Annotated in this window: 22 protein-coding genes; 9 read left to right on the top strand and 13 right to left on the bottom strand. The window is 72.2% G+C overall.

Annotated elements, in window-relative coordinates; all coding sequences use genetic code 11:
* The first annotated feature begins 24 nt into the window (after positions 1-24).
* Both JNK12_19620 and JNK12_19615 read left to right on the top strand, forming a co-directional pair.
* Positions 25-1,521 (top strand): NAD(P)/FAD-dependent oxidoreductase, encoded by a 1,497-nt coding sequence (locus tag JNK12_19620; protein MBL8778158.1) that lies wholly within the window; start codon positions 25-27, stop codon positions 1,519-1,521.
* A 130-nt stretch (positions 1,522-1,651) separates the two neighbouring features.
* Positions 1,652-2,584 (top strand): type IV toxin-antitoxin system AbiEi family antitoxin domain-containing protein, encoded by a 933-nt coding sequence (locus JNK12_19615; protein ID MBL8778157.1) that lies wholly within the window; start codon positions 1,652-1,654, stop codon positions 2,582-2,584.
* A gap of 45 nt (positions 2,585-2,629) precedes the next feature.
* Here the strand turns inward: JNK12_19615 and JNK12_19610 are convergent, their stop codons facing one another.
* From JNK12_19610 to JNK12_19585, 6 genes are all read right to left on the bottom strand, one after another.
* Entirely contained in the window at positions 2,630-3,331 is a 702-nt protein-coding gene (locus JNK12_19610) for a hypothetical protein (GenBank protein MBL8778156.1), read from the bottom strand.
* Positions 3,332-3,681: 350 nt separating this feature from the next.
* Positions 3,682-5,262 (bottom strand): hypothetical protein, encoded by a 1,581-nt coding sequence (locus JNK12_19605; protein MBL8778155.1) that lies wholly within the window; start codon positions 5,260-5,262, stop codon positions 3,682-3,684.
* 143 nt (positions 5,263-5,405) lie between these two features.
* Positions 5,406-6,842 (bottom strand): nucleoside triphosphate pyrophosphohydrolase, encoded by a 1,437-nt coding sequence (gene mazG / locus JNK12_19600; protein MBL8778154.1) that lies wholly within the window; start codon positions 6,840-6,842, stop codon positions 5,406-5,408.
* Positions 6,839-7,948 carry a peptidylprolyl isomerase gene (locus tag JNK12_19595; protein ID MBL8778153.1) on the bottom strand — a complete coding sequence of 370 codons (1,110 nt, stop codon included), beginning with the start codon at positions 7,946-7,948 and terminating at the stop codon, positions 6,839-6,841. The genes mazG and JNK12_19595 overlap by 4 nt, the downstream gene beginning before the upstream one ends.
* A 173-nt stretch (positions 7,949-8,121) precedes the next feature.
* Positions 8,122-11,577, bottom strand: coding sequence for a transcription-repair coupling factor (mfd, locus tag JNK12_19590; GenBank protein MBL8778152.1), 3,456 nt, complete (start codon positions 11,575-11,577; stop codon positions 8,122-8,124).
* Positions 11,578-11,665: 88 nt separating this feature from the next.
* Positions 11,666-12,988, bottom strand: coding sequence for a hypothetical protein (locus JNK12_19585; GenBank protein MBL8778151.1), 1,323 nt, complete (start codon positions 12,986-12,988; stop codon positions 11,666-11,668).
* A gap of 129 nt (positions 12,989-13,117) precedes the next feature.
* Here JNK12_19585 and JNK12_19580 point away from each other — a divergent pair, with 129 nt between their 5' ends.
* Positions 13,118-13,402, top strand: a complete 285-nt coding sequence (locus JNK12_19580) for a hypothetical protein (protein ID MBL8778150.1) — start codon at positions 13,118-13,120, stop codon at positions 13,400-13,402.
* A gap of 38 nt (positions 13,403-13,440) precedes the next feature.
* On the opposite strand, the gene JNK12_19575 is transcribed toward JNK12_19580, so the two are convergent.
* Together JNK12_19575 and JNK12_19570 are read right to left on the bottom strand one after the other, a co-directional pair.
* Positions 13,441-14,007, bottom strand: a complete 567-nt coding sequence (locus JNK12_19575) for an aminoacyl-tRNA hydrolase (protein ID MBL8778149.1) — start codon at positions 14,005-14,007, stop codon at positions 13,441-13,443.
* A gap of 28 nt (positions 14,008-14,035) precedes the next feature.
* Entirely contained in the window at positions 14,036-14,707 is a 672-nt protein-coding gene (locus JNK12_19570) for a 50S ribosomal protein L25 (protein MBL8778148.1), read from the bottom strand.
* A gap of 250 nt (positions 14,708-14,957) precedes the next feature.
* Here JNK12_19570 and JNK12_19565 point away from each other — a divergent pair, with 250 nt between their 5' ends.
* Positions 14,958-15,194 (top strand): hypothetical protein, encoded by a 237-nt coding sequence (locus JNK12_19565; GenBank protein MBL8778147.1) that lies wholly within the window; start codon positions 14,958-14,960, stop codon positions 15,192-15,194.
* A 36-nt stretch (positions 15,195-15,230) separates the two neighbouring features.
* On the opposite strand, the gene JNK12_19560 is transcribed toward JNK12_19565, so the two are convergent.
* Entirely contained in the window at positions 15,231-16,217 is a 987-nt protein-coding gene (locus JNK12_19560; GenBank protein ID MBL8778146.1) for a ribose-phosphate diphosphokinase, read from the bottom strand.
* A gap of 12 nt (positions 16,218-16,229) precedes the next feature.
* Positions 16,230-17,360 (bottom strand): bifunctional N-acetylglucosamine-1-phosphate uridyltransferase/glucosamine-1-phosphate acetyltransferase, encoded by a 1,131-nt coding sequence (locus JNK12_19555; GenBank protein ID MBL8778145.1) that lies wholly within the window; start codon positions 17,358-17,360, stop codon positions 16,230-16,232.
* Positions 17,361-17,446: 86 nt separating this feature from the next.
* On the opposite strand from JNK12_19555, the gene JNK12_19550 reads away from it, so the two are divergent.
* The 3 genes from JNK12_19550 (at position 17,447) to JNK12_19540 (ending at position 19,148) form a co-directional block, all read left to right on the top strand.
* Complete coding sequence (locus tag JNK12_19550; GenBank protein MBL8778144.1) at positions 17,447-18,061, top strand: hypothetical protein; 615 nt, start codon at positions 17,447-17,449, stop codon at positions 18,059-18,061.
* A gap of 64 nt (positions 18,062-18,125) precedes the next feature.
* Positions 18,126-18,740: a hypothetical protein gene (locus JNK12_19545; protein MBL8778143.1), complete on the top strand. Its 615-nt coding sequence runs from the start codon at positions 18,126-18,128 to the stop codon at positions 18,738-18,740.
* Between the two features lie 141 nt (positions 18,741-18,881).
* Entirely contained in the window at positions 18,882-19,148 is a 267-nt protein-coding gene (locus JNK12_19540) for a Rho termination factor N-terminal domain-containing protein (GenBank protein ID MBL8778142.1), read from the top strand.
* 26 nt (positions 19,149-19,174) lie between these two features.
* On the opposite strand, the gene JNK12_19535 is transcribed toward JNK12_19540, so the two are convergent.
* The 3 genes from JNK12_19535 to JNK12_19525 are packed head-to-tail and all read right to left on the bottom strand — an operon-like array spanning position 19,175 to position 22,394.
* Complete coding sequence (locus tag JNK12_19535; protein ID MBL8778141.1) at positions 19,175-20,410, bottom strand: DegT/DnrJ/EryC1/StrS family aminotransferase; 1,236 nt, start codon at positions 20,408-20,410, stop codon at positions 19,175-19,177.
* Positions 20,407-21,189, bottom strand: a complete 783-nt coding sequence (locus JNK12_19530) for an SDR family NAD(P)-dependent oxidoreductase (GenBank protein ID MBL8778140.1) — start codon at positions 21,187-21,189, stop codon at positions 20,407-20,409. Before JNK12_19530 ends, JNK12_19535 begins: the two co-directional genes overlap by 4 nt.
* Complete coding sequence (locus JNK12_19525; protein MBL8778139.1) at positions 21,186-22,394, bottom strand: amidohydrolase; 1,209 nt, start codon at positions 22,392-22,394, stop codon at positions 21,186-21,188. Before JNK12_19525 ends, JNK12_19530 begins: the two co-directional genes overlap by 4 nt.
* 83 nt (positions 22,395-22,477) lie before the next feature.
* On the opposite strand from JNK12_19525, the gene JNK12_19520 reads away from it, so the two are divergent.
* Entirely contained in the window at positions 22,478-22,948 is a 471-nt protein-coding gene (locus JNK12_19520) for a MarR family transcriptional regulator (GenBank protein MBL8778138.1), read from the top strand.
* Between the two features lie 83 nt (positions 22,949-23,031).
* Complete coding sequence (locus JNK12_19515; protein MBL8778137.1) at positions 23,032-23,637, top strand: hypothetical protein; 606 nt, start codon at positions 23,032-23,034, stop codon at positions 23,635-23,637.
* The last annotated feature ends 41 nt before the right edge of the window (positions 23,638-23,678 follow it).

The raw sequence follows: 23,678 nt of genomic DNA, 5'->3' as shown, positions 1-23,678 counted from the left end.
GGCGGGCGTGTGACACTGCGGGCCATGGCCGACGCAGGGGACGAGACCGTGGCAGACGACCGGTACGACGTGGTGGTGATCGGCGCCGGCTACGGCGGCGCCACGGCGGCTGCGCTGCTCGCCCACGCCGGCCGTCGGGTCGCTCTCGTCGAGCGGACGCCACGGGCGGGCGGCAAGACCCAGACCCTCGATCGCAAGGGCTACCGCTACGAGATGTTCGGCGCCGTCGGCATCCCCGCGGTCGACTCCCGCTTCCACGAGCTCGTCGACCTCCTGGGCCTCGACGTCGAGCTGCTCATCCCCGAAGGCGAGCAGGCGGCCGTGCGCTACCGGTCCCCCGACGGGGAGTGGCGCCTGCTGCGCAGTGCCCTGCGCCAGAGCGGCGCACCTGAGGAGCTCGAGAACCTGAAGCGGGTGTTCGGCGCCACCGACGAGGACGTGGCCGCCCTCGGCGAGTTCTACCTGGGCATGCTCGCGCTCACCGACGACGAAGTGGCCGCCCTCGACGAGGTCGGGATGGCGGACTTCATGGCCCCCTACGGACTGGCGCCGGGGCTGCAGTCGCAGATCTTCGCCACCCTCAACATGCTCTTCGTGGTCGCGGTCGACCGCCTCGCGGCGTCCGAGGCGGTGCTCGTGCTGCGCAACATGGTCCTCGGCGGCGCCGGACGGTTCCACAAGGGCGGCTACGGGCGGGTGGCCGAGGCCTGCGCCGACCTCGTCACCGCGCGGGGCGGGCGCTACCTGACGAGCACCCGGGTGCGGCGGATCGTGACCGATGGCGGGCGCGCGGTCGGCGTCGAGACCGACGAGGGCGTCATCCGGGCCCACGCCGTGGTCTCCAACGCCGGCATCCAGCCCACCGTCCTCGGCCTGGCCGGGGCCGACCACTTCCCCGCCGACTACGTCGAGCGGGTGCGTGGCCTGGAGCCGAGCTGGTCGATCGCCGGGATCCGCTACGTGTTCGACACCCGCGTGTTCGACGCCGCCCTCACGCCGGTGTTCTCGGACCAGAGCTGGCTCGACCAGGCCCGCTTCGACGCCATGTGCGCCGGCGAGTGGCCCGACGTGCCCCTCATCGCCATCGACGTCGCCTCGGAGTTCGACCCCTCGCTGGTGGCCGAGCCCGGCCACCAGGTGGCCAACATCCAGGTGTTCGTGCCGCCCGACCCGGGGGACGGGCGAGGCGCCGAGGTCACCGCCGAGGCCGTGCGCCGGGCCCAGGCGGTCCTCGACGAGCTGTACCCCGACCTGCGGGCCCACACCATCCGCACCGAGCCCTACGGCCCCCGCCAGATCTCCCGCATGACCCGGGACTCGGTCGTCCCCGGCGCCGGCGGCGAGGCCGTCGGCCTGGCCCAGGTCGTCGGCCAGGTGGGCCGCTCGAAGCCCGACGCCCGCACCCCCCTGCCGGGCCTCTACCTCGTGGGCTGCGACGCCGGCGGCCGCGGCTCGGGCACCCACCAGGCCGTCGACTCCGGCTTCAACGTCGCCGCCTTGGTCGACGCCGACCTCCCCTGACCCACCTCTCCTGACCCACGTTCGTTGGAGGAAATAACCCCCGCAGAGCGGGGGTATTTCCTCCAACGAGATCATCTGGTAGACCACGGGCACTTCCTCCTCTCACCCGTCTCCGAACGTGGAGGAAGTCATGCTCGACAGCACCGTCGCGGAGCTCGCCGCGACCCAGTACGGCGTGTTCGCCCGGTTCCAGCTCCTCAGCCTGGGCATCTCGGACAAGCAGATCGAACGGTTCCTGAAGTCCGGCGTCTGGATCAGACTGGCGCCGGGTGTCTACGGATACCCCGGGCACCGCACCACATGGGACCGCCGCCTGTGGGTGGCGTACCTCGCCGCCGGTGAGCGGGCGAGCGTGTCACACCACTCGGCAGCGGCCGACTTCCGGGTCCCGGGCTTTCCGCGACGGGATCTGCACCTCACCGTTCCGCACCCCGATCATCAGCGAGTCAAGGGTGCGACCGTGCATCAGAGTCGGGTCTTGCCCGCCCATCACATCATCGTGCTCAACGGGCGGCGCACGACGACCCTCGCCCGCACCTTGGTGGATCTGGCGCCGCACGTCAGCCTGGCGCGGCTGGATCACGCCTACGAGCACGCCATCGTCACCGAGCGGCTCACGTACTCCAAGATGGCCCGCACCTTCCGAGAGCTCGCCGCGCCGAGCCGCAAGGGCATGAACAAGCTCGCCCACGTCTTGGACGAGCGCGGTCCCGGCTACGTCGCGCCGGCATCGGAGCTCGAGCGCATGCTGCACGAGGTCGTCGGCCTCGCCGGGCTGCCACCACTCGTCCGCCAGCACCCGCTCCCCGGCCATCACGGGGTCGAGGGCTGCGTCGACGGTGCCCATCCGGAAGCTCGCCTGATCATGGAAGCGGACGGCCGGCGTTGGCACACCCGGCTCGCCAACCTCGCCCGCGACCTGGCGCGGGACAAGCAGGCGGCCCGAGTGGGGTGGGACACGCTCCGATTCATCTTCGTGGAGCTCACCGATGACCGCACCGAATCCGCGGCCACCATGCGCGACGTCTACGACGAGCGTCTCGACCTTCTTCGGAGGAAATAGCCCCCGTATACGGGGGCTATTTCCTCCAACAGATGGTCGCCGGGGTCAGCCGGTGAATGCCGGGGCGACCGGGACCGGCGTGGTGGGGGTGGGAGCGAAGGTGACCGCAGCGACGGCGACGTGGGCGCCGTCGCTCATCACGATGCTGCACGGCGTGAGCCGGCAGTCGATCGCCTCGTCGGCGAAGTCGAACTCAGCGCCCAAGCGGACATTCGCACGGGCTTCACCGGCGGCGTCCACCGGAACCGCCTCTATGAACCCGACCCGGCATGGTCCCCGGGGAGCTGCCACCCCTCGGCACTGCGAGAAGTTCCAACGGCCGTCGGGATCGAAGCCGGTTCCCTCGAAGTGTACGAACTGGCCGTCGCGGAGGTTGGTCGACGGGGTCACCGTCAGCGTCACCGGCGCAATCGGGCCGTCGGCGGCGAACGCGAGGGTCGCGGCCGCAAGCACCGGTCGTGAAGCGAAGTCCCCCTCGCCGCTCAGCACCACGATCGCACAGCTCGCCGACGGTGCGCGGCAGTCGTACGACTGACCGTCGACCTCCTCGATGACCGCTTGCACGACGCCGTTCTCCGAGATCGACCCGCCGGCGTCGGAGCGAACCCCGTCCAGCCCCGGGTCGGCCACCCCGGCCCTTGCACACCGGCCCTCGGCGGGCACGGCGGCGTTCGAGCACTGCCACACCTCGAACTCGGTGTTCGGGGTCAGCCCACTGACCTCGACCGCCACCACCTGCTCATCCACGAGACCAGTGTTTGGGGCAACCGTGATGTCGGCGGACGCCTCGGCCGCCGGCGCCGATGCGATCGTCGTTGGTGGCGCCTGCGCGGCGGCGGGCACTGTCGCGACGCCGAGGATGAGCGCCGTCACGAGAGGGATGACCCGGGCCTTCACTACGCCGCCAGATTACGCGTCGAGACGATGGAGGTGAGGCGAAGCGCCCGACGCCGACGCCCGCCGACTGCTGCGCGCACGCTCTTCTGCGCGGCGACCGTCATCCGACCCGAAGGGATCCACGGCGCGAACTCGGCCTTCCGCTCCAGGATCAGCGGACCCACCGGGCCGAGTCGGCTCGCCCCGGCCCACCGCCGGGGTCAGCGGTGGGCGGCGAGGTGGAGGGCGGAGAGGATGGCGTTGCGGAGGTCCCGGGGGTCGATGACCTCGTCGACGCCCATCGACGAAGCCATGCGCCACACGCCGGCGGCCTGCGCCGCCTCGACCCGGGCCTGCTCGTCGGCGTCGAGGCCGGCGCTGGCGCCGCCCGGGCCGGCGGGCATCGAGCTCATGGTGACGTTGGGGAACGCGAACGTGGTGGTCTGGTGGTCGAAGGGGTTGTGGCCCATGACCGTGGACCCGAACCCGAAGGCCTTGCGCAGGGTGACGTGGATCTTGGGGCCGGTGAGGCGGCGCTCGGCCTGGAACATGCGGCCCGCCCACTTGAGGATGCCGTCACGCTCGGCCTGGGTGCCGGCCAGCACGCCGGGGTTGTCGGCGAGAAACACGACGGGGAGCCCGAAGGCACCGACCGAGGTGAGGAAGTCGGCACCCTTGATGGCCGCGTCGCGGTCGATGGTGCCCGCCCGCACGGACGGGTCATTGGCCACCAGCGCCACCGACCGACCGCCGATCCGGGCGAGGGCGCACACCAGCGAGCGCCCGTAGCCGGGCTGTATCTCGAAGAGGCTGCCGGCGTCGACCAGGCGCTCCAGGACGTCGACCATCCGGTAGGGCCGACGGTCGCTGACGGGCACCACGGACAGCAGGTCGTCGAGGCGTCGGGGCCCGGTGTCCGCGCCGGCGTCCGCGCCGGCGCCCCCCTCACCGTCGCCGGTGCCTTGCGGCCCGGTCACGACGGGCACCGCGCCGCCGGCGTGGGACGGCAGGTAGGACAGGTAGCGGCGGGCCAGCATCAGCGCCTCGGCGTCGGTGCCCACCACCCGGTGCACGGTGCCCGCCGGCTCGCAGACCGCCGGGCCGCCCAGCTCCTCCTTGGTCACGTCCTCGCCGATGGCCGCCTTCACCAACGGCGGTCCCCCGGTGAACAGTGCCCCGTGGGCGGTCATCACCACGAAGTCGCTCAGCGGCGCGGCGAGCGCGCCGTGCCCGGCGGAAGCGCCGAGCACCAGGCAGACCATGGGCACCCGACCGGACAGGTCGGCCAGCGCCAGCAGGTCGCCGGGCGTTCGAGCCGGCGCCTCACCGGCGGTCAGACGATGGCCGGCGCCGTCGAGGAGGAACACCAGCGGCACCCGCTCCTGCGCCGCCAGCTGCACCACCCGGTAACGCTTGGCCGCCGAGTCCCGGCCGATCGAGCCGCCCTGCACCGTGAAGTCCTCGGCCGCGGCCAGCACGACCCGCCCGTCGACGTCACCGAAGCCGGCCACCAGCGCGTCGCCGGGCAGGTCGGGGCCGCCGACGAGGGTCCCCAGCTCGACGAAGGTGCCGGGATCGAACAGGGCGTCGAGCCGGGCCCGGGCGTCCAGCTTGCCCCGGGCCGCCATCAGCCGCTCGACCCGCTCGGCGCCGCCCATCGCGTGCGCGGCGGCCCGGCGGCGCTCGAGCTCGGCCAGCGCCGGCGCCCACTCCGCAGGCACGCCGGTGTCACGGTCCGTGCCGGCCGCCCCGAGCGGCGTCGCCGATGCATCGCCGGTGCCCACGCCCACGTCCTCGTTCACGCCGCTCCCCCACGGGTCTCCTGGTGGGCCCCCACCCTATGGGGCCAGGTCAGCGAGGAATCCGGGGCGCACGCCGGCGGAGGTGCCGAGCCGGATCGCTCCCCCGTGGACCCACCGGCCCGGAAAATGGGGCGAGGGGGCGCTCAGGCGCCCAGCTCGGCCTTGGCCGTCGTCCACCAGCGGTCGAGGGTGGCGGCGTCGGCGGCGTTGAGGTCGATGCCTTCGGCGTCGGCCAGTCGCTCGACGACGCGGAAGCGCGCCTGGAACCTGTCGGCGGCACCCCGCAGCGCGGACTCAGGATCGATGTTCAGGTGGTGCGCCAGGCCGGTGGCGGCGTAGAGGATGTCGCCCACCTCGTGCGCCGATGGATCCTCGCGGGCCTCGGCCACCTCGGCCTCGACGTCGGCGAAGGCGGCATCGAGCGAGGGGTACGCGAACCCCGAGTTGTCGGCCCGCTTCTGCACCTTGGCGGCGTAGAGGAGCGCCGGCAGGGCCGCCGGGATGCCGTCCATCACGCTGTCGCGACCCTTCTCGGCCTTCTTGATCTGCTCCCAGTTGCGCATGACGTCACCGGCGCCCTCGACCTCGACGTCGCCGAAGACATGGGGGTGGCGCAGGCGGAGCTTGTCGTGGATACCCCGGGCCACGTCGGCGAGGGTGAACTGGCCCTCCTCGGTGGCGAGGGTGGCGTGGAAGAACACCTGGAAGAGCAGGTCACCCAGCTCCTCCTCGAGGTGCTCGAAGCCGGTGCCCGCCTCGACGTCGACGCCGTCGATGGCCTCGATGGTCTCGTAGGTCTCCTCGATCAGATGGCGACCGAGGCTGGCGTGGGTCTGCTCCGCGTCCCACGGGCACTCCTGGCGCAGCGTGATGACCAGCTCCTTGAAGCGCTGGAGCTCGGCCGCCACCGGGGCGGCCAGCTCGGGGATCCACAGCGACGTGAGGTGGTCGGCGTCGACCTCCCGGTCGAGGTCGTCCCACGCCACCTCGGCGACCCGCTCGTCGGGCAGGCCGAGGCGCTGGAGCACCACGACCCGCTCGGGGGCGTCGTCCTCCACCGCCAGCTTGATGTCCGAGAGCACCGAGCGGCGATCGCATTGGGCCACCAGCAGCGGCCCCCGCTCCCCCGCGGCCTCGACCGCGAAGCGCTGGCCGTCGACCAGGCGCGCGCCGGCGGCCACCGGGTCGATGCGCAGGCGCGCCCAGGCCAGATCCACGAACGAAAGCGCCGGCAGCAACTCCACTTCGACGTCGTGCGCCGGGTCTCCCGCCGCCTCGAGGAGCAGCTCGACCGTGCGCTCGGCCACCACCGGGGAGCCGGGCACCGCGTACAGCACCCGGTGGTGCTCGGCCACGGCCGCCAGCAGCGCGTCGGCGATGGTGCGGTAGACCTCGTCGAGGGTGTCCGCCCCGTCGTACACGGCGTCGAACGACGCGGCCTCCCCCACCACGGGCGCCGCCGGATGGCGGGTGGTGCGCAGGTAGCGGTGCGGGGTGGCCTCGATGGCCGCGAGCGTGCCCGCGGTCACCAGGTCCGGGCCGGCGGGGCCGAGCCCGACGACGACGAGGTGGTCCGTCAACCCCCGGGGACGGTGGAGGGGGTGGCCGCCGGGTCGACCGTGGGCAGCGCCACCGTGGTGGTGGGCGACTCGGGGCCCTCGGGCGGGACGACGGTCTGGGTCTCGGGGTCCCAGCTGCCGTAGCGGGGGTTCACCTCGACGTCGGCGTTGGCCAGGGCGTCGGGCAGGAAGGTGTTGAGCGGGTCGTCGGCCGGCGTCTCGAGCTGGGTGCGGATCTGCTCCTCCACGTCCTCGAAGGGCTGCACGCCCTTCGAGCTCACGAGGATGAGGTGGAAGCCGAACTCGGTCTCGACCGGGCCCGTGACCTCGCCCACGGTGGCCTCGTCGATGGCGGTCTCGAACTCGGGCACGAAGGTGCCCGGCGCCTGGCAGCCGAGATCGCCGCCCTGGGCGCCCGAGCCGGTGTCGGTGGAGTTCTCCTCGGCCAGGGTGGCGAAGTCGGCCCCGCCCTCGAGCTGGGCCAGCAGGTCGTTGGCGGTGGCCTCGTCCTCGACCAAAATGTGGCTGGCGCAGTTCTGGGTGAACTGGTCCTGGTTGTCGTCGTAGTAGGCCTGCACGTCGGCGTCGGTGACGCCCGCCTCCTCCTGCGCCTCGGCCGCGAGTGCCTCCGAAAGCGCCACCGCCTGGGCGTTGAAGGTGATCTCGAAGTCTCGGAACTCCTCGGAGAAGGTGTCGAAGAAGGCCTGCCCGGCGGCGGGGTCCGCCGTGGTCTGGGTGGGGTCGGTCGGCTGCGGGGCCAGCTGGGAGGCGAACTGCGCCTCGGCGGCGTCGCGGTCCTCCTGGGTGATCTCGAGGCCGCGCTCCTCGAACTCGTCGTTGATGATGATGGAGACCACCCGCTCCTGGAGCACCTGGGCCGTGAAGGCGGTGCTCACCGTCTCCTCACTGGCGTCCTCGCCGAACACGGCGGTGTAGAACTGCGAGTCGGGGTTCTGCTTGGCGTAATCGACGAGGTCGTCGATCTCGTCCTCGATCACCTGCTGGCTCACCTCGGTGCCGTTCACGGTGAGCGCGGTGCCGCCGGTGTCGGAGTCGGAGCAGGCCGAGAGGGCGGCGGCGAGCAGCACCACGAGCGCGACGGCAGAGAGTCGGAGGGTTCGGGTCACAGGGCGATCATCCTAGGGGGCGGGGTCCCCCGCCCAAAGGTCAGGCCGGATCACAGCTGGGCCGGTCCAGTTGGACAATCAGCGGGCGTGACCTGGTGACGTGGCGAGCGGAGCGGAGCCGCACGGTCGGCGAACCGGATGGCGAAGCCGCTCCGACGGAGGAGGAGCCAGTGTCAGGGGCCGATGTCAGGCACGAGTTGGCGGAGCAGGGCGACGAGGTGGTCGACGAGGTCGGTGGCGGTGTTGACCGGTACCTGGAGCTGGCCGATCTCCTCCTTGTAGACCGCCTTGGGTGAGAGGCGCTTGAGGCGGATCTGCTGGCTGGTCTTCAGGGCCAACGGAGCGAAGCGGGCCAGGAAGGCCGGCCCGCCGAACGACGGGCCCTTGGTCACGGCGATCTCACGCAGTCCGAGCCGGGCGCACTCGGCCCGGAGACGGGCCACGCCGAGGAGCGCCTCGGCGGTCTCGGGGAGGGGGCCGTAGCGGTCCTGCCACTCGGCCCGGATGTCGTCGACCTCGGCCTCGGTGGTGACCGCGGCGAGCCGCCGGTACGCCTCGAGCCGCAGCTCCTCCTTGGGCACGTAGTCGACCGGCACGTTGGCGTCGAAGGGCAGGTCGATCTTGACCTCGGCAGGCTCGACGGGTGTCTCGCCCTTCAGCTCGGCGACCGCCTCCGTGACCATCTGGCAGTAGAGGTCGTAGCCGACCGCGGCGATGTGGCCGGACTGGCCCACGCCGAGCAGGTTGCCGGCGCCGCGGATCTCGAGGTCACGCATGGCGATCTTGAAGCCCGAGCCCAGCTCGGTGGCCTCGCCGATGGTCTTGAGGCGCTCGTAGGCCTCCTCGGTGAGGGCCCGGTCCTGCGGGGTGAACAGGTAGGCGTACGCCCGCTGGCCCGAGCGCCCGACCCGGCCGCGCAGCTGGTGGAGCTGGCCCAGCCCGAGCAGGTCGGCGCGGTCGACCACGAGGGTGTTCACGGTGGGCATGTCGATGCCGGACTCGATGATGGTGGTGCAGACGAGGACGTCGAAGCGGCCCTCCCAGAAGTCGATGACCACCCGTTCCAGGGTGCCTTCGTCCATCTGCCCGTGGGCCACCGCCACCCGGGCCTCGGGCACGAGATCGCGCAGGTTGGCGGCCACCGCCTCGATGTCCTTCACCCGGTTGTGCACGAAGAACACCTGCCCGTCGCGCAGCAGCTCGCGGCGGATGGCCTCGGACACCGCCCGTTCGTCGTACTCGCCGACGTAGGTGAGGATGGGCTGGCGCTCGGCGGGGGCGGTGTTGAGCAGCGTGAGGTCGCGGATGCCGGTCAGGCTCATCTCCAGGGTGCGCGGGATGGGCGTCGCCGTGAGGGTGAGGACGTCGACGTCGGCCTTCAGCGTCTTCATCGCCTCCTTGTGGGTGACGCCGAAGCGCTGCTCCTCGTCCACCACGAGCAGTCCCAGCTTCTTGAACGAGATGTCCTCGGAGAGCAGGCGGTGGGTGCCGATGATGACGTCGACCGACCCGTCCTCGAGCCCCTTGGTGACCGCTCGTGCCTGGGCGTTGGTGAGGAACCTGCTGAGCACCTCGACCCGGACCGGGTAGGGCGCAAAGCGCTCGCTGAAGGTCTGGAAGTGCTGCTGGGCCAGCAGCGTGGTGGGGACGAGCACCGCCGCCTGGTGACCGTCCTGGACCGCCTTGAACACGGCCCGGATGGCGACCTCGGTCTTGCCGAAGCCCACGTCGCCGCACACCAGGCGGTCCATGGGCACCGTCTCCTCCATGTCCGCCTTCACCTCGCTGATCGCGGTCAGCTGATCGGGCGTCTCACGGAAGGGGAAGGCGTCCTCGAGCTCGCGCTGCCACGGCGTGTCGGGGCCGAAGGCGATGCCCGGGCTGTTGACCCGGGTCTGGTAGAGCACGACCAGCTCCTGGGCGATCTCGGCCACCGCCGAGCGCACCTTGGACTTGGTCTTCTGCCAGTCCGAGCCGTTGAGGCGGCTGAGGGTGGGCGTCTCGCCGCCGGTGTAGTGGCGCACGGCGTCGATCTGGTCGGACGGCACGTACAGCTTGTCGCCACCCCGGTACTCGAGCAGCAGGTAGTCGCGCTCGTGGCCGGCGATGGCCCGCTTGACCATGCCGCCGTAGCGGGCCACGCCGTGCTGGTGGTGCACGACGTGGTCGCCCACGGCGAGGTCGTCGAAGAAGCCCCGGGCGTCGCGCTGGCGGGCCCGGGGCGGCCGATGCGCCCGGCGCCGGCCGGTCACGTCGCTCTCGGCCAGGACCGCGAGCTTCAGCGACGGGAGCACGAAGCCCCGCTCGAGCGGGGCCACGACGAGGTGCCCTCCGCGGCCGGTCAGGTCGAGCGGTGCGGCGGCGGCCAGTCGAGGCTGCGAGGCCTCGAGGCGATCGGCGACGTGCACGCCGTGCTCGGAGAGCAGCTGACCCACCCGCGCGCCCGAGCCGGCCCCGTCGGCGGCGACGACGAGGCGGAAGCCGTCGGCCAGCAGGTCCGCCAACTGCTTGACCAGCCGGGCGCCGTCGCCCACGACGGGATCCCAGCCGTGGGCGGCCACCCGCACCACGTCGGGGCCCTCAGGGGCGTTGGTCACCGACCACGCCGGCACCTCCGTGTGGGCCAGCAGTCGGTCGAAGGGCAGGTGCAGCTGCGGCAGTTCCCGATCCCCCGCCCCCCAGGTCTGGGCCAGGGTCGCAGCGAGATCGGCCTCCTCGGCGAGCAGGTCGGCGGCGCGGTCGCGCAGGCGGGAGGGCTCCACCAGGAGCAGCTGGGCATCGTCCGGGAGCAGGTCGGGCAGCAGGTGCTCGTCCTCGACCAACCAGGCGAGCCAGGACTCCATGCCGTCGAAGGTCTCGCCCGCGGCGAGGCGCTCCCACTGCTCGCGTCCCCACGGCTCGGATCCGACCAGGGCCTCGGCCCGGGCCCGCACCTCCTCGGTGGGCTGGAGCTCGCGGCACCCGAAGATCTCGACCTCGGCGAGGTCGACCGTGGCCCGCTGGTCGGCCACCGAGAACTCGGTGAGGCGGTCGACCTCGTCGCCCCAGAGGTCGATGCGCACGGGGGTGTCGGCGGTGGAGGGGAACACGTCGATGATCGAGCCCCGGACGGCCAGCTCGCCGCGGTGCTCCACCTGGTACTCGCGGCGGTACCCCGAGCGCACGAGTCGTTCGACCAGGTCGGTGGCGTCGACCGCCTCGCCGCGCCGCACGACCACGGGCTCGACGTCCTCGACGTGGGGGCCGAGGCGCTGCACCAGGGCCCGGACGGGGGCGACGAGCACGCGCGGCAACCGCTCGGGGTGGCGCAGGCGCCACATGCCCCGGAGGCGGTGGCCCATGGTCTCGACGCTCGGGCTGACCCGTTCGAACGGCAGGGTCTCCCAGGCCGGGAAGAGGTCGACGTCGTCCTCGCCGAGGAACGTGGTCAGGTCGCGGGCCAGGCGCTCGGCGTCACCCGAGGTGGGCACCGCCACCACGATGGGTGAACGACGGGAGACCTCGGCGAGGCCGGCGATGGTGAAGGCCCGGGCCGGCTCGGGAACGGCGAGGACCGCCGACGAGCGCCCCAGCAACTGCAGCACCGCCGGCTCGTCGCGCAGCAGCGGGGGCAGGGACGCGAGGCTCACCCGTCGAGTCTAGGAACGGCGACCGGATCCGACGCCCTCCGGACGGGCTCTCGTGGAGGTCCGTCCGGAAGGGGTCGCCGGCGGGTGGTCAGCCCTCGGACTGCTCGCTGCCGAAGCGATCGGGGAAGGCCTCGGCCAGGTAGTCGGCGTCGAGGCTGGCGACCGCGGCCGGGCGGTCGATGTCGAAGGTGTCGTTGAGCTGGGCCACGGTGACGTGGTCGATCAGGGCCCACACCGTCTCGGCGGGCGTGTCCTCGGGAAGGCACCCGTTCTCGCCCAACTCGACGAGGGGGACCTCCTCCGGGTCGAGGCCCAGGGCGGACACGAAGGCGGAGAGGCCGCCCTCGGCCTGGATGAGCGGGCACGGGTCGACGAACACCGCGTGGCCGCTGTCGGCGATCTCGATGAGACGCTTCGGGGCGTCGAGCCACTCGTAGGTCTGCTCCACCCGATCCATCTCGATCACGGTGTCGCCCTCCGCGGCGATGATCAGCGACGGGACCGGCGGCGGCGAGGTGTCCTCGAGGAGCCCGGCGGTGTCGAACTCGAACTCACACTCGCCGTCCTCGTTCTCGCTGACGCTGGCGTACTGCCCGGTGTCCGTGCCCGGTTCGAGCGGTGTTCCCGGGGCCTGGCCGATCCAGAGATCGACCCGGGGGTCGTAGGCCAGCGTGCCCGAGGCGCTGCCGCCGGCGCTGTGGCCTTCGGCGGCGACCTGCTCGGTGTCCGCCACGCCCGAGAGCGGCGAGGCCCCCTCGGCGGACTCGTCTGCCAGCAGGTCCAGCGCCTCGGTGAGCTGATCGCTGTCGAGGAACTGCTCGCTCTCGTCGCGCGGCTCGCACTCCTGCTCGCCGCCACCACCGCCACCGCCGCCATCGGTGGCGCCGGAGAGCGCGGCGACGACCCCACGCTCGGGATGATCGACCGACGCGACGACGTAGCCCCAGGACGCCACATGGCTGTTGTGCATGTTGGCGAAGCGCAGGTTGCCGGCGGCGCCGTGGCTGTGCATCACGACGGGGAACGGGCCGTCCGCGCTGGCGGGCACGTCGACGTAGGTGTCGGGCGGCACCACCTCGCCCGAGAGAGCCCCAGGCAACAGGCTGACGATCTGCGGGCCGAAGATGTCCTCGCCCGCGTAGCTGTAGGGCGTGGCGTCGTCGGCCACGGCGTCGCGGTCGACCGGGTAGAACACCGCGACCTGGTGGTCGCCGTCGAGCTGGAGGTCGACCTCGCCCACGGCATAAGGGCCCCGGGTGGCGTAGTCGACGGGATCGGCCGCCTCGATCGTCGTCGTGGTGGCGTCGCCCCCGGCCGCGTCGTCACCGCCGCCGCCATCGTCGCTGCTGCACGACACGGCGCCCACGCCGAGCGCCGCCACCGCGACCACCATCACCAACGTTCTGCGCACCGCTCCCCCTTCCGTCGCAGGCCGGTGCCCGCGTCCGCCCATCATCTCAGACGAGCGTCGGCGCACCAGGGTCGGGGCCGGGACGCGGATCGGACGCGCGCGCCGCCCCGCTCTGCGAACATGGAACCCATGGGTTGCTGCCTCGTCGTCATCGCCAGCTGGTTGTCCCCGCGCCTGGCGCTGTTCCTGCTCTGGCTCTTCGGCGACCGCCTGTCGTTCGCCTTCGAGTCGTGGTGGATGGGCTTCTTCGGGTTCCTGGTGCTCCCGTGGACGACCCTCTTCTACGCCTTGGCGTACGCGCCCATCGGGGGCGTGCAGGGCATCGGTTGGCTCTTCGTCGCCACCGGCCTCGTCTTCGACATCATGTCGTGGGGCGGCGGCGGCAAGCAGTACAACGACCGCAGCAACGCCTGATCCACCCTGGGCCCCGCCCCGTGGGTGAGGGGTGGGGCTCAGCCCTGGGTGTTGAACCGGTTCATGGCCGCCTCGACACCGTCGTCGAGGATGGCCTCCACCGCGTCGGCGGCGACCTGCACGGCGAGGTCGAGCTCGATCCGATCGGCCTTGGGCACCCGCTTGAGCACGTGGGCGGCGCCCTGCTCCTTGCTCGGCGGCTTGCCCACGCCGATGCGGACCCGCACGAAGTCGTCGCTGTGCAGATGGGCCTTGATGGACCGCAACCCGTTGTGCCCGGCCAGACCGCCGCCGACCTTGAGCTTGAGGCGACCCACCGGCAGGTCGAGCTCGTCGTGGACGACGACGAGGGCATGCAGGTCGTCCTCGACCCCGTACCGGCGCACGAGCGGGGCCACCGCTTGGCCCGACTCGTTCATGTAGGTGAGCGGGACGGCAAGAGCGAGACGCTTGGCGCCCACGCGCACCTCGTCGGCGGTGGCGTGCTCCTTGCTGCGGCGTAGCCGGGCGCCATGGCGCTCGGCGAGGAGCGCGACGACCTCTGCACCGACGTTGTGGCGGCTGCGCTCGTACTCGGCCCCGGGGTTGCCGAGGCCCACGACCAGCAGATCGGCGGGGGTGCCCCGCCGGCGATCAGCCCGCGTCGCCGCCGGCGTCGTCGCCGGAGCCTTCGCCGGACGCCTCGGCGGCGCCCTCGCCTTCGCCCTCCTCGCCCTCGCCGGCTTCCTCGGCGGCGGCATCCATGGAGGCACGGGTCATCTCGCCGAGCACGACGGGATCCTCTTCGTCGACCTCGGTGCGCACGCCCGACGGGAGGGCCAGGTCGGCCACGCGGATCGAGCCGCCGACCTCGAGCTCGGAGATGTCGGCGACGATCTGATCGGGGATGGACCCGGGCTTGGCGATGATGGTGAGGCTGAACAGCGCCTGGGTGACGGTGCCGTTCTCGCGCTCGACGAGGGTGGCCTCGCCCTCGAGGACGACGGGCACCTCGACCTCGATGTCGGCGTCACGGTCGATGAGGATGAAGTCGACGTGGGTGACGGTGCGCTTCACGGGGTTGCGCTGGAGCTCCTTGACGATGCTGAGGTGCTCCTCGCCGTCGATGTCGAGGTTGATGAGGGCGTTGAGGCCGGCATCGGTGGTGAGGCACTGGCGCAGCGACCGCCAGTCGACGGTGACCGCCTTGGGATCGCTGCCGAGCCCGTAGACGACGCCCGGGATCTTGCCCTCGGCACGCAGGCGGTTCGACGGCCGGCTCCCGGTGGCTCGGCCGGTCTCGGCGGTGAGGGTGAGTTCGGCCATGCGACGGTGCTCCTGCTGCGGCTCGGTGGAAAGGGCTGGGACGCGCGACGAAGGGGCGTCCCGGGACGGCAGACCAGCCTACCGGTGCCGGGCCGCTCCCTCACAACCCGAGGGCGGTCTCGACGTTGCGCTGCCGAGCAGTGCAGCGCCACCGACGAATCGGATCCCGAAGGGGCGCCGAGGGACGAGGCGCAGGGAGTAGGACCTTCGGCCCTAGCCGCTGGGTGTCACCATCGGGTTTGGTGGCGGGATGAGCGAGACCGACGAAGAACTCAACGACCGCAACTTCACCAAGGCCATCGCCGTCGGTGTGGCCGTGGGGATCCCGCTCCTCGCCGTGATCGCCTTCGCGGCCTTCCGGGCGGCCCAGCCCGAGGCGTCGGACGGGGCCCTGGCCTGGCTGGCCGTCTGGACCGGCCTGTGGGCGGGCGTGTTCGTCGGCGGCACCATCGCCGTGTGGAACCTGATGCGCCACCTCGAGCACTGAGCCCGTCGGGGGGCCCGGCGGGGGCGACGACTCCCGTCAGTGCTGGTTGGCGCCGCCGAAGATCTCGCTGACCGAGGTGTCCTCGAACACCGCCCCGAGGGCGTCGGCGATGATCTTGGCGATCGACACCACCTCGATCTTGTCGATCTGCTTGTCCGCGGGCAGCGGGAGGGTGTTGGTCACGACCACCTTCTCGATGGCCGAGCCCGAGATGCGCTCGATGGCGGGGCCCGAGAAGAGGCCGTGGGTGGCAGCGGCCAACACGTGGCCCGCGCCCTGCTCGGCCACCGCGTTCGCGGCGGCCACGAGGGTGCCGCCGGTGTCGATCATGTCGTCGATGAGGACGCACGTGCGCCCTTCGACGTCGCCGACCACCTCGCCCGCTTCGACCGCGTTCTTCACGCCCTTCACGTGACGCTTGTGCACGATGGCGAGGTCGGCGCCCAGGACGTTGGCGTAGCGCTCGGCGACCTTGGCCCGCCCGGCGTCGGGTGAGACCACCGTGACGTCGCCCTCGAGGTTGGACGACATCCAGTCCACCAGTACGGGCATGGCCGTGAGGTGGTCGACCGGGCCGTCGAAGAAACCCTGGATCTGGCCGGAGTGCAGGTCGACGCTGACGAGGCGCGTGGCGCCGGCGGTCATGAAGAGGTTGGCGACGAGCTTGGCCGTGATGGGCTCACGGCCCTCGGCCTTGCGGTCCTGGCGGCCGTAGCCGTAGAAGGGGCACACCACGGTGATGCGCTTGGCGGAGGCCCGCCGGGCGGCGTCCACCATGATCAGCTGCTGCATGATCGCGTCGTTCACCGAGAACGCGCCGTTGGTGCAGTGGCTCTGGAGGATGAACACGTCGCTCCCCCGCACCGACTCGCCGAAGCGGCAGTGCAGCTCGCCGTTGGCGAACTCGGCCAGGTTCGTGTCGCAGAGCTTCTCGCCGAGCTGGTCGGCGATCTCCTCGGCCAAGGGGAGGTTGGTCTCACCGGAGACGAGGTGGAACCGCTTGGTCGAGACCTGTTCCAACATGGGTGCTCCGCCTCAGTCGTGGGCTTCGGTGACGGCGTTGTCGCCGAAGCGGCCAGTGTAGAAGGCACCGGTCCGGGCGCCAGACGGCACCTGGGCACCGGCCTCGAGGACCGCGAAGGGCCCGACCACCGCATCGTCGCCCACCTCGGCCTCGCGCCCCACGGTCTGCTCGACCACGCAATCGGCGCCGATGACGCAGTCCACGAGCCGGGTGTCGGGTCCGAGCTCGGTCCCTCGACCCACCACGGTCCGACCCTGCAGGAGCGTGCCCGGGAACAAGGTGACGTCGGGAGCCAGCTCGACCGTGGCGTCGATGTAGGTGCGGTCCGGGTCGACCATGGTCACACCGCGGGCCAACCAGCTCGCCGCCGTCCGCCGCCGCAGCTCGCTCTCGGCGGCGGCGAGTTGTGCCCGGTCGTTCACGCCGGCGATCTCGCCCGGGTCGTCGGCGACCACCGACGCCACCGGATAGCCCGCGTCGTGCAGCACCTCGATGACGTCGGTGAGGTAGTACTCCCCCTGGGCGTTGTCCTCGGGGCTGAGGCGGCGGAGGGCCGGGGCGAGGACGCTGCGCCGGAAGCAGTAGATCGACGTGTTGATCTCGTCGATGGCGCGCTGGTCCTCGTCGGCGTCCACGTCCTCGACGATCTGGCGTACGCCGCCGTCCTTGCCTCGCACGACGCGGCCGTAGCCCGCGGGGTCGTCGACGCGGGCGCTGAGCAGGGTGGCGGCGGCACCGCTCTCGCGGTGCTCGTCCACGAGCGCGGCGATGGTGGCGGGGCGGAGCAGCGGAGTGTCGCCCGGCAGGACGAGGACGTCGCCGCCGTCGAGATCGCCGTCGACCTCGTCGTCGAGGCCGGTCAGGCCGACGCTCACCGCATCGCCGGTGCCCGCCTGGACGCGCTGCTCGACGTGGTCGATGACGAGGTCGGGGCCGTCCTCCTGGAGCATCTTGGTCACCCGCTCGGCGCCGTGGCCCACCACGACGACGGCTCGCTCGACCGGGCAGTCGGAGAGGGCGTCGAGGACGTAGAGCAGCATCGGGCGGCCGCAGAGGATGTGCAGCGGCTTCGGACGCTGCGAGCGCATGCGCTTGCCCTCGCCGGCGGCCAGGATGATGGCGGAGAGGGGCGAGGCGGCCACGAGCCCTTTCTAGCCGCGCCGGACGGTGCCGGGCGCACCCGGCGCACTACCCTCGCCTCGTCGTCTCCGACGCGGGAGGTCCGAGCGTGCGACGCGCCATTGGGGTGCTGTGCTGTGGGTTGGCCCTGGCGGCCGCGGCATGCAGCAGCACCAACGACCGCCCGGACACGGACACCACCACCACGTCGGTCGGCGACGCCGCCGACACCACCACGACCACCGGTGGCGGCCCCTTCGACGGTGCCACCACGACCACCGCGGCGCCGGGCGAGGGCGCCGACACCACCGACGCCCCGGCCGAGGCGCCGACGACCCCCACGGGCAGCGGGAGCGCGGCCCCCACGTCCCCGGTCCCCGCCGAGCGGCCGAGCGACGTCGCGGACGCCCTCGACGGGCAGTGCACCGACTACGCCGACGTCGGCGCCGCCCTCCAGCAACCGGGCACCACCGCCGAGGGCACCTGCCTGTTCGGTGGCGAGGTCGTGAACGTCTACCTGTTCGCGGACGTGGCCGCCCAGCAGGCGTTCGTGGACGAGGGCGCGTTCTTCGACTGCGGGTTCATCGTGGCCTTCGGAGGCGGCGGCGCCACCTGGTTCGTGGCGGGCGAGGGCTGGATCGCCCGACCGGGCACCGAAAGGGTGGCCCGGGACCTCGCGGCCGCGCTCGACGGCGAGCTCGCCACGTACACCTGCGAGGCGTGAGCCCGGCACCCACCTGCGCGCGGGCGGTTACGCTCGTGCCCGATCCAAAGCCAGGGAGGCCCCGATGACCGGACCGTTGCGCAGCACCCTCGTCGCCCTCGCCGCCGGCGCCCTCCTGCTCACCGGGTGTGGCAGCGACGGCGGTGACGACGAGGCCGCCACCACCACGGCACCCGCGGAGACCACGACCACCGTCGACGCGAACGCCGAGTTCGCGAGCGCGTTCAACGACGCGTGCGCCGCCGGCGACGCGGCCGCCACCGCGGCCAGCGCGGACTTCGATGCGGCCATCACCGCCCTCGGCGAGGCCACGCAGGCCCAGGACGACGCCGCCTACGCCACCGCCCTCGACGAGGCCGAGACCGCGGTCGAAGGCATCATCGCCGCGCTCGAGGACTTCGACACGACGGTGGCCGGGCTCGACGTGCCCACCGATCTCACGCAGCCCGTGAACGACTACCTCGAGGCCATGGGCACCCAGCTCGCCCTGGCGGAGCAGCTCCGCCTCGCCATCGTGGCCGACGACGGCGACGCCTTCAACGAGACGGGCGAGCAGATCCAACAGGCGGAGGCCGCCACCGACCCCGTCCGCACCGAGGCGGCCGAGACGATCGGTGCCCCCGACTGCGTGCCCGACGACGCCGAGGGCGCCACCACGGACACGACCACCGGCAAGTAGCCGGCGGGCGGGGGCGTCCGAGCTCCCCGCCCTCGGACGCCAGCGTTCGAGGCCAGGCCGCGCCCCGCCGCGGGGCGGGACACCTGTCGCTCGCGCCAGGTGGGTAGGGGCCGGTCAACACCGTCTGTGGAAGGAGTCGACATGGCCAAGGACCACGGCCCGAGCGTCAAGGACGACGAGCAGTACGAGGCGCTGCGCAAGGAGGGGGCCAGCAAGGAGAAGGCGGCCCGCATCGCCAACGCCTCGGCGGGCAGCTCGCGCTCGGAGGTCGGCCGGCGTGGCGGGAAGGGCGAGGACTACGACGACCGCACCCGCGACGAGCTCTACCGGCGCGCCAAGGAAGTCGGCGTGGAAGGGCGCTCGCACATGTCGAAGTCCGAGCTCATCGACGCCCTGCGCAACCACTGAGCCACGACGCGGCGGCGCCGGCGTCGTCAGCAGCCCGAGGCGAGGAACGCGTCGGCGACCTCGACCACGTAGTCGACGTCGTCGTCGTCGAGGCCGTGGTTGCTGGGCAGCACCACCCCCCACTCCATGACCCGGTCGGCGTTGGGAAGGCCCTCGTCCGGCCGTCGGTGGGCGATCCCCTTGAAGCCGGGCTGGCGCAGGACGTTCCCGGTCCACACCATGCGGGTGTCGACACCGTGGCCCTCCATGTGGGCCTGGAAGTCGCTCCGGCGCACCCCCGACTCGGGACGGAGCAGCAGCGGGAACATGTGCCAGGCCGTGTCGAGCCCGTCGAGCGTCCTCGGCAGGGTGAACACCTCGGGGTGGCGGGCGAAGCCCTCGCACAGCCGGGCGAAGTTTCGCTGACGCCGGGCCAGGTTCTGCGGGAGCTTCCGCAGCTGCACCTCCCCGAATGCCGCGCTCAGCTCGGACGGCTCGAAGTTCCACCCGACCTCGTCGAAGATGAACAGGTTGTCGTACTCCAGGTCGCCGTCGATCTCGCTGAAGAACCGCGATCCGCTCCCCCGCCCCGAGCCGAACAGCTGGACCTCGGAGCGGCGCCCCCACCGGCGCAACAGCAGCGCGCGGTCGGCGAGGTCGGGATCGTCGAGGCACACCATGCCCCCCGTCCCCGCCGCGGTGATGATGTGCGACAGCGCGAAGCTCGTCAGCGAGATGTCGGCGCGGGTGCCGGTCGGCGAGCCCCGCAACCGCGAGCCGAGGGCGTCACACGAGTCGTGCACCACCTGGAGACCATGGGCGTCGGCGACGGCGCGGATGATGTCCCAGTCGGGCGCGTTGCCGATGAGGTCGGGGGCGAGGATCGCCTTGGTACGCGGCCCGACCATGGCCTCGAGTCGGGCGGCGTCGAGGTTGTAGGTGTCGGGCTCGACATCGACGAAGACCGGCACGAGACCCGAGCGCACCAGCGGGGCGATGTCGGTCGAAAACGTGAGGGGGGAGGTGAGGACCTCGTCCCCGGGCTGCAGGCCCAGCAGTTCGACCGCCAGGTACAGCGCCGAGGAGCCCGAGTTGACCATGATCCCGCGGGACTTCCCGAAGAGCGCGGCCACGCCCTGCTCGAAGCCGCGGACGTGACGGCCGATGCGCAGCGCGGTCGGGCCGCCCCGGAGGACCTCGAGGACCGCCTCGATCTCCTCCTCGTCGTGGACCGAGCCGGCGTAGTCGATGCGGCGGCGCGGGCCGCCCTCGGTCGTCGTCACTTGCCCAGCAGGTCCAGGCTCACGTGGGTCCCCCCGCTCGTCTCCGGAGGGCAGTCGCACAGCACGAGGGTGCCGGCCACCATGTCCTCCATGGTCTCGTAGAGGTCGGCGGCCAGCTCGCCGCCCACCAGGGTGTCCGCCCCCTCCGAGTGCACGGCGTTGCGTGGCTCGACGGTGTTGACCCGGACGCCGGTGCCCCACAGCTCCTCGGCGAGGGCGTTGGTGAGGCGGTTGAGGGCCGCCTTCGAGGCGCCGTAGATCCCGATGGTGGACCCGAGGGCCGACGCGGCGAACGGGGTCGGACGCGGTCGGGCGCTCCCGGAGGACACGTTGACGATCCAACCCTCTCCCGCGGCGAGCATGGCCGGGAGCGCCGCCTGGGCGAGGTCGAGGGGAGCGTGGACGTTGACCTCGAAGATGAGACGGCGGCGCTTCAACGGGAAGTCGGCCAGCGGCTGGTAGATGGCGGCGGCGGCGTTGTTCACGAGGATCTCGACGGGTCCGCCCAGGCCGGCGGCGGCGTCCGTGACGATGCCCGCTCGATCGTCGACGTCGGTGAGGTCGGCCACGAGGGGGACGGCCCGCCGGCCCTGGGCCTCGATGGCCGAGGCGGTCTCGCGAAGTGAGCCGGGCAGCGTCGCATGGGCGTCGAGGGTGCGTGCCGTGATGGCGACGTCGGCGCCCTGCCGGGCGAGCTCGACGGCCAGCGCGGCGCCGATGCCACGACTGGCGCCGGTGACGAGCGCTCGTCGCCCGGCGAAGCGTCCGGGGTCACTCATGGCCGGTGGAAGCCGGGGCTGGTGGCGTCCGCCGGGATGGCCTCCAATGGCACGTCGATCTCGGCGACCGTCGGCCCGTGCTGGGCGGCGATCGGCGCGAGGGCGTCGAGGTCGAACCCGTACAGCTCGGCGGCGTTGCCGGCGAGCACCTGCTGGAGCTCGGCGTGGTCGGTGCCGGCGAAGGCCTTGCGCAGCAGCTCACGGGTGTAGGGATAGGACGCCTCGTAATGGGGGTAGTCGCTCCCCCAGAGGTAGTGGTCCAAGCCGATCTCGTGGCGGGTGTCGGCCTCGACCCGGCTCGGGAAGCTGGCGCCCACCCACACGTTGCGGTGGAAGTACTCGCTCGGGGACAGGGGCAGGATCTCGTCCTCGCTGTACTTCAGCTCGCCGATGCGGCCCAGCTTCATGTGCTCGTAGATGCCGTCGAGCTGGGCGAGGGTCTGGGGGATCCACGACGAGCCCTGCTCGGTGAGCACGAGGCGCAGGTCCGGGAAGCGCTCGAAGGCACCGCCGAGCAGCAGGTGGGTGAGGGTGCGCCGCGAGAAGAAGGACTGCTCGGCGATCCACACCGCCCCGGCGGCGAGGTGGTCGCCGTAGTCGGGCGACCCGCTGCCGGTGTGGCTGTTGACGACCACGCCCAGGTCCTGGCAGGCGGCCCAGAGGGGGTCGTACTTCGTGGAGAAGAGCGGGTCGAGGAACTTGGCGTCGGGGGGCACCGAGGGCAACAGGATGCCCCCCCGCAGGCCGTTCTCGGCGGCGAAGCGCACGTCCTCGATGGCGTCGTCGACGTCGTTGACGAAGATCTGCGCCACGCCCGCCCGACGCTCGGGGAAGCGGCTGCAGAAGTCCGCCAGCCAGCGGTTGTGGGCCCGGATGCCGGCCAGGCGGGCGGGATACTCGTCCGCGGTCGGCGGGTAGGCCACCACCGCGCCGGTCGGGAAGAAGGGCGGGACGGTGTTCGGGAAGACCACCTCGGCCACCACGCCGTCCTCCTCCTGCTCGGAGATGCGGCGCTCGTCGTCCCAGTTGCGGCTGCGACCCGAGCCCTGGAGGTCCCGGAACGGGTTCGCGTAATCACCCCGCCAGGCATCGAACTCGTCGCGCCACGAAGGGTCGAGGAACTCGCGGTACGACTCCATGTTCCCGCCGGCGTGGCAGTCGGCGGAGATCACGGTGTAGCGATCGGTCGTGGTTGCGGCGGTCATGGCGTCCCCCGTGGGTCGGCGATGGGCAGAGTGTAGCGAAATAGTTGATTGAGTCAAGTTCCTTGCTGCGCTACCGTCACGCCGTGCCCGCCAGCGAGCCTCTCGACGACCTGCAGACCTCGTTGCTGCGGCTCGGTCGCCTGCTCGCGAGCCGCCAAGCCGCCACCCGGCTGGTCGAGGTCGCCGGCATCCAGGTGTCCCAGCAGGGCGTCGCCCTGCTGCGGGCGCTGCGCCGGGAAGGGCGCGTGCCTGCCGCCGAGCTCGCCGCCGCCGCGGGCATGGATCTGGGCGCGGTGAGCCGACAGGTCCGCCTCCTCGAGCAGGACGACCTCGTCTCGCGCTCCGCGGACCCCGACGACGGGCGGGTCGTGCTGCTCGAGCTCACCGGCAAGGGACAGGCCACCGCCGAGCGGCTCCACGCCATCGGCGCCCGTCACCTCGAGGCGGCCCTGGCCGACTGGTCCGAGGTCGAGCGCACCGCCCTCGCCGCCTCCCTCGACCGTCTCGTCGACGACCTCAGGGCCACGCCCCTGGGCGGGGGCGCCGGCACCTGATCCCCTCCGAGGGGTGACCGGCCGACCCACCTTCCGGCGCGCGGTACGCTCACTCGCCGTTTCGACCCCTTTGGGAGGTGCCCATGTCCCGTCTCACGCGCATCGCGGCCGTCGCCGTGTGCCTGCTCGTGCTGTTCGGCTGCAGCAGCAGCGACGACTCGTCCTCCAGTTCGAGCGAGACCACCGCATCGAGCGGCGGGGGGTCGGCCGGTGGCGACTTCGCCGACGAGCTCAACAGCGTCTGCGCGGAGGGCAAGCAGGCCGTGGACGCGGCCGCCGGCGACCTGACCTCCGCCCTCGACGAGGTGCGGGCGGCGACCAGCGCCGACGAGTTCCAGGCCGCCGTGGCCGACCTGCAGTCCGCGGCCGAGGCCGCCGGCACGGCCCTCACGGACTTCGCCTCCTCCATCGAGGCCCTCGACATCCCGGCCGACGCCGCCGACGCCGTGGACTCCTACACCCAGGCGCTCCAGCAGCAGGTCGACGTCGCTCAGCAGATCGCCGACTCCGACACGACCAGCGTGGCCGCGATCGACGAGACCCTCACCAGCGTTCAGGAGGACGACGGCGCCGCCCGCCAGGCGCTCAGCCAGGCCGCCGACGAGCTGGGGGCCGGGTCCTGCGCCCCGTCCACGCCCAACACCGCGTCGACGGGCGCCGGGGCCACCACGACGACCGCCGCGAACTGACCCATACGCAGGACGGCGGCCGGCGCCCCAGGCGCCGGCCG

Source organism: Acidimicrobiales bacterium (genome assembly GCA_016794585.1).
Taxonomy (GTDB): Bacteria; Actinomycetota; Acidimicrobiia; order Acidimicrobiales; family DATDAH01; genus JAEUJM01.
This window is presented reverse-complemented; position numbering and strand designations above follow the sequence as displayed.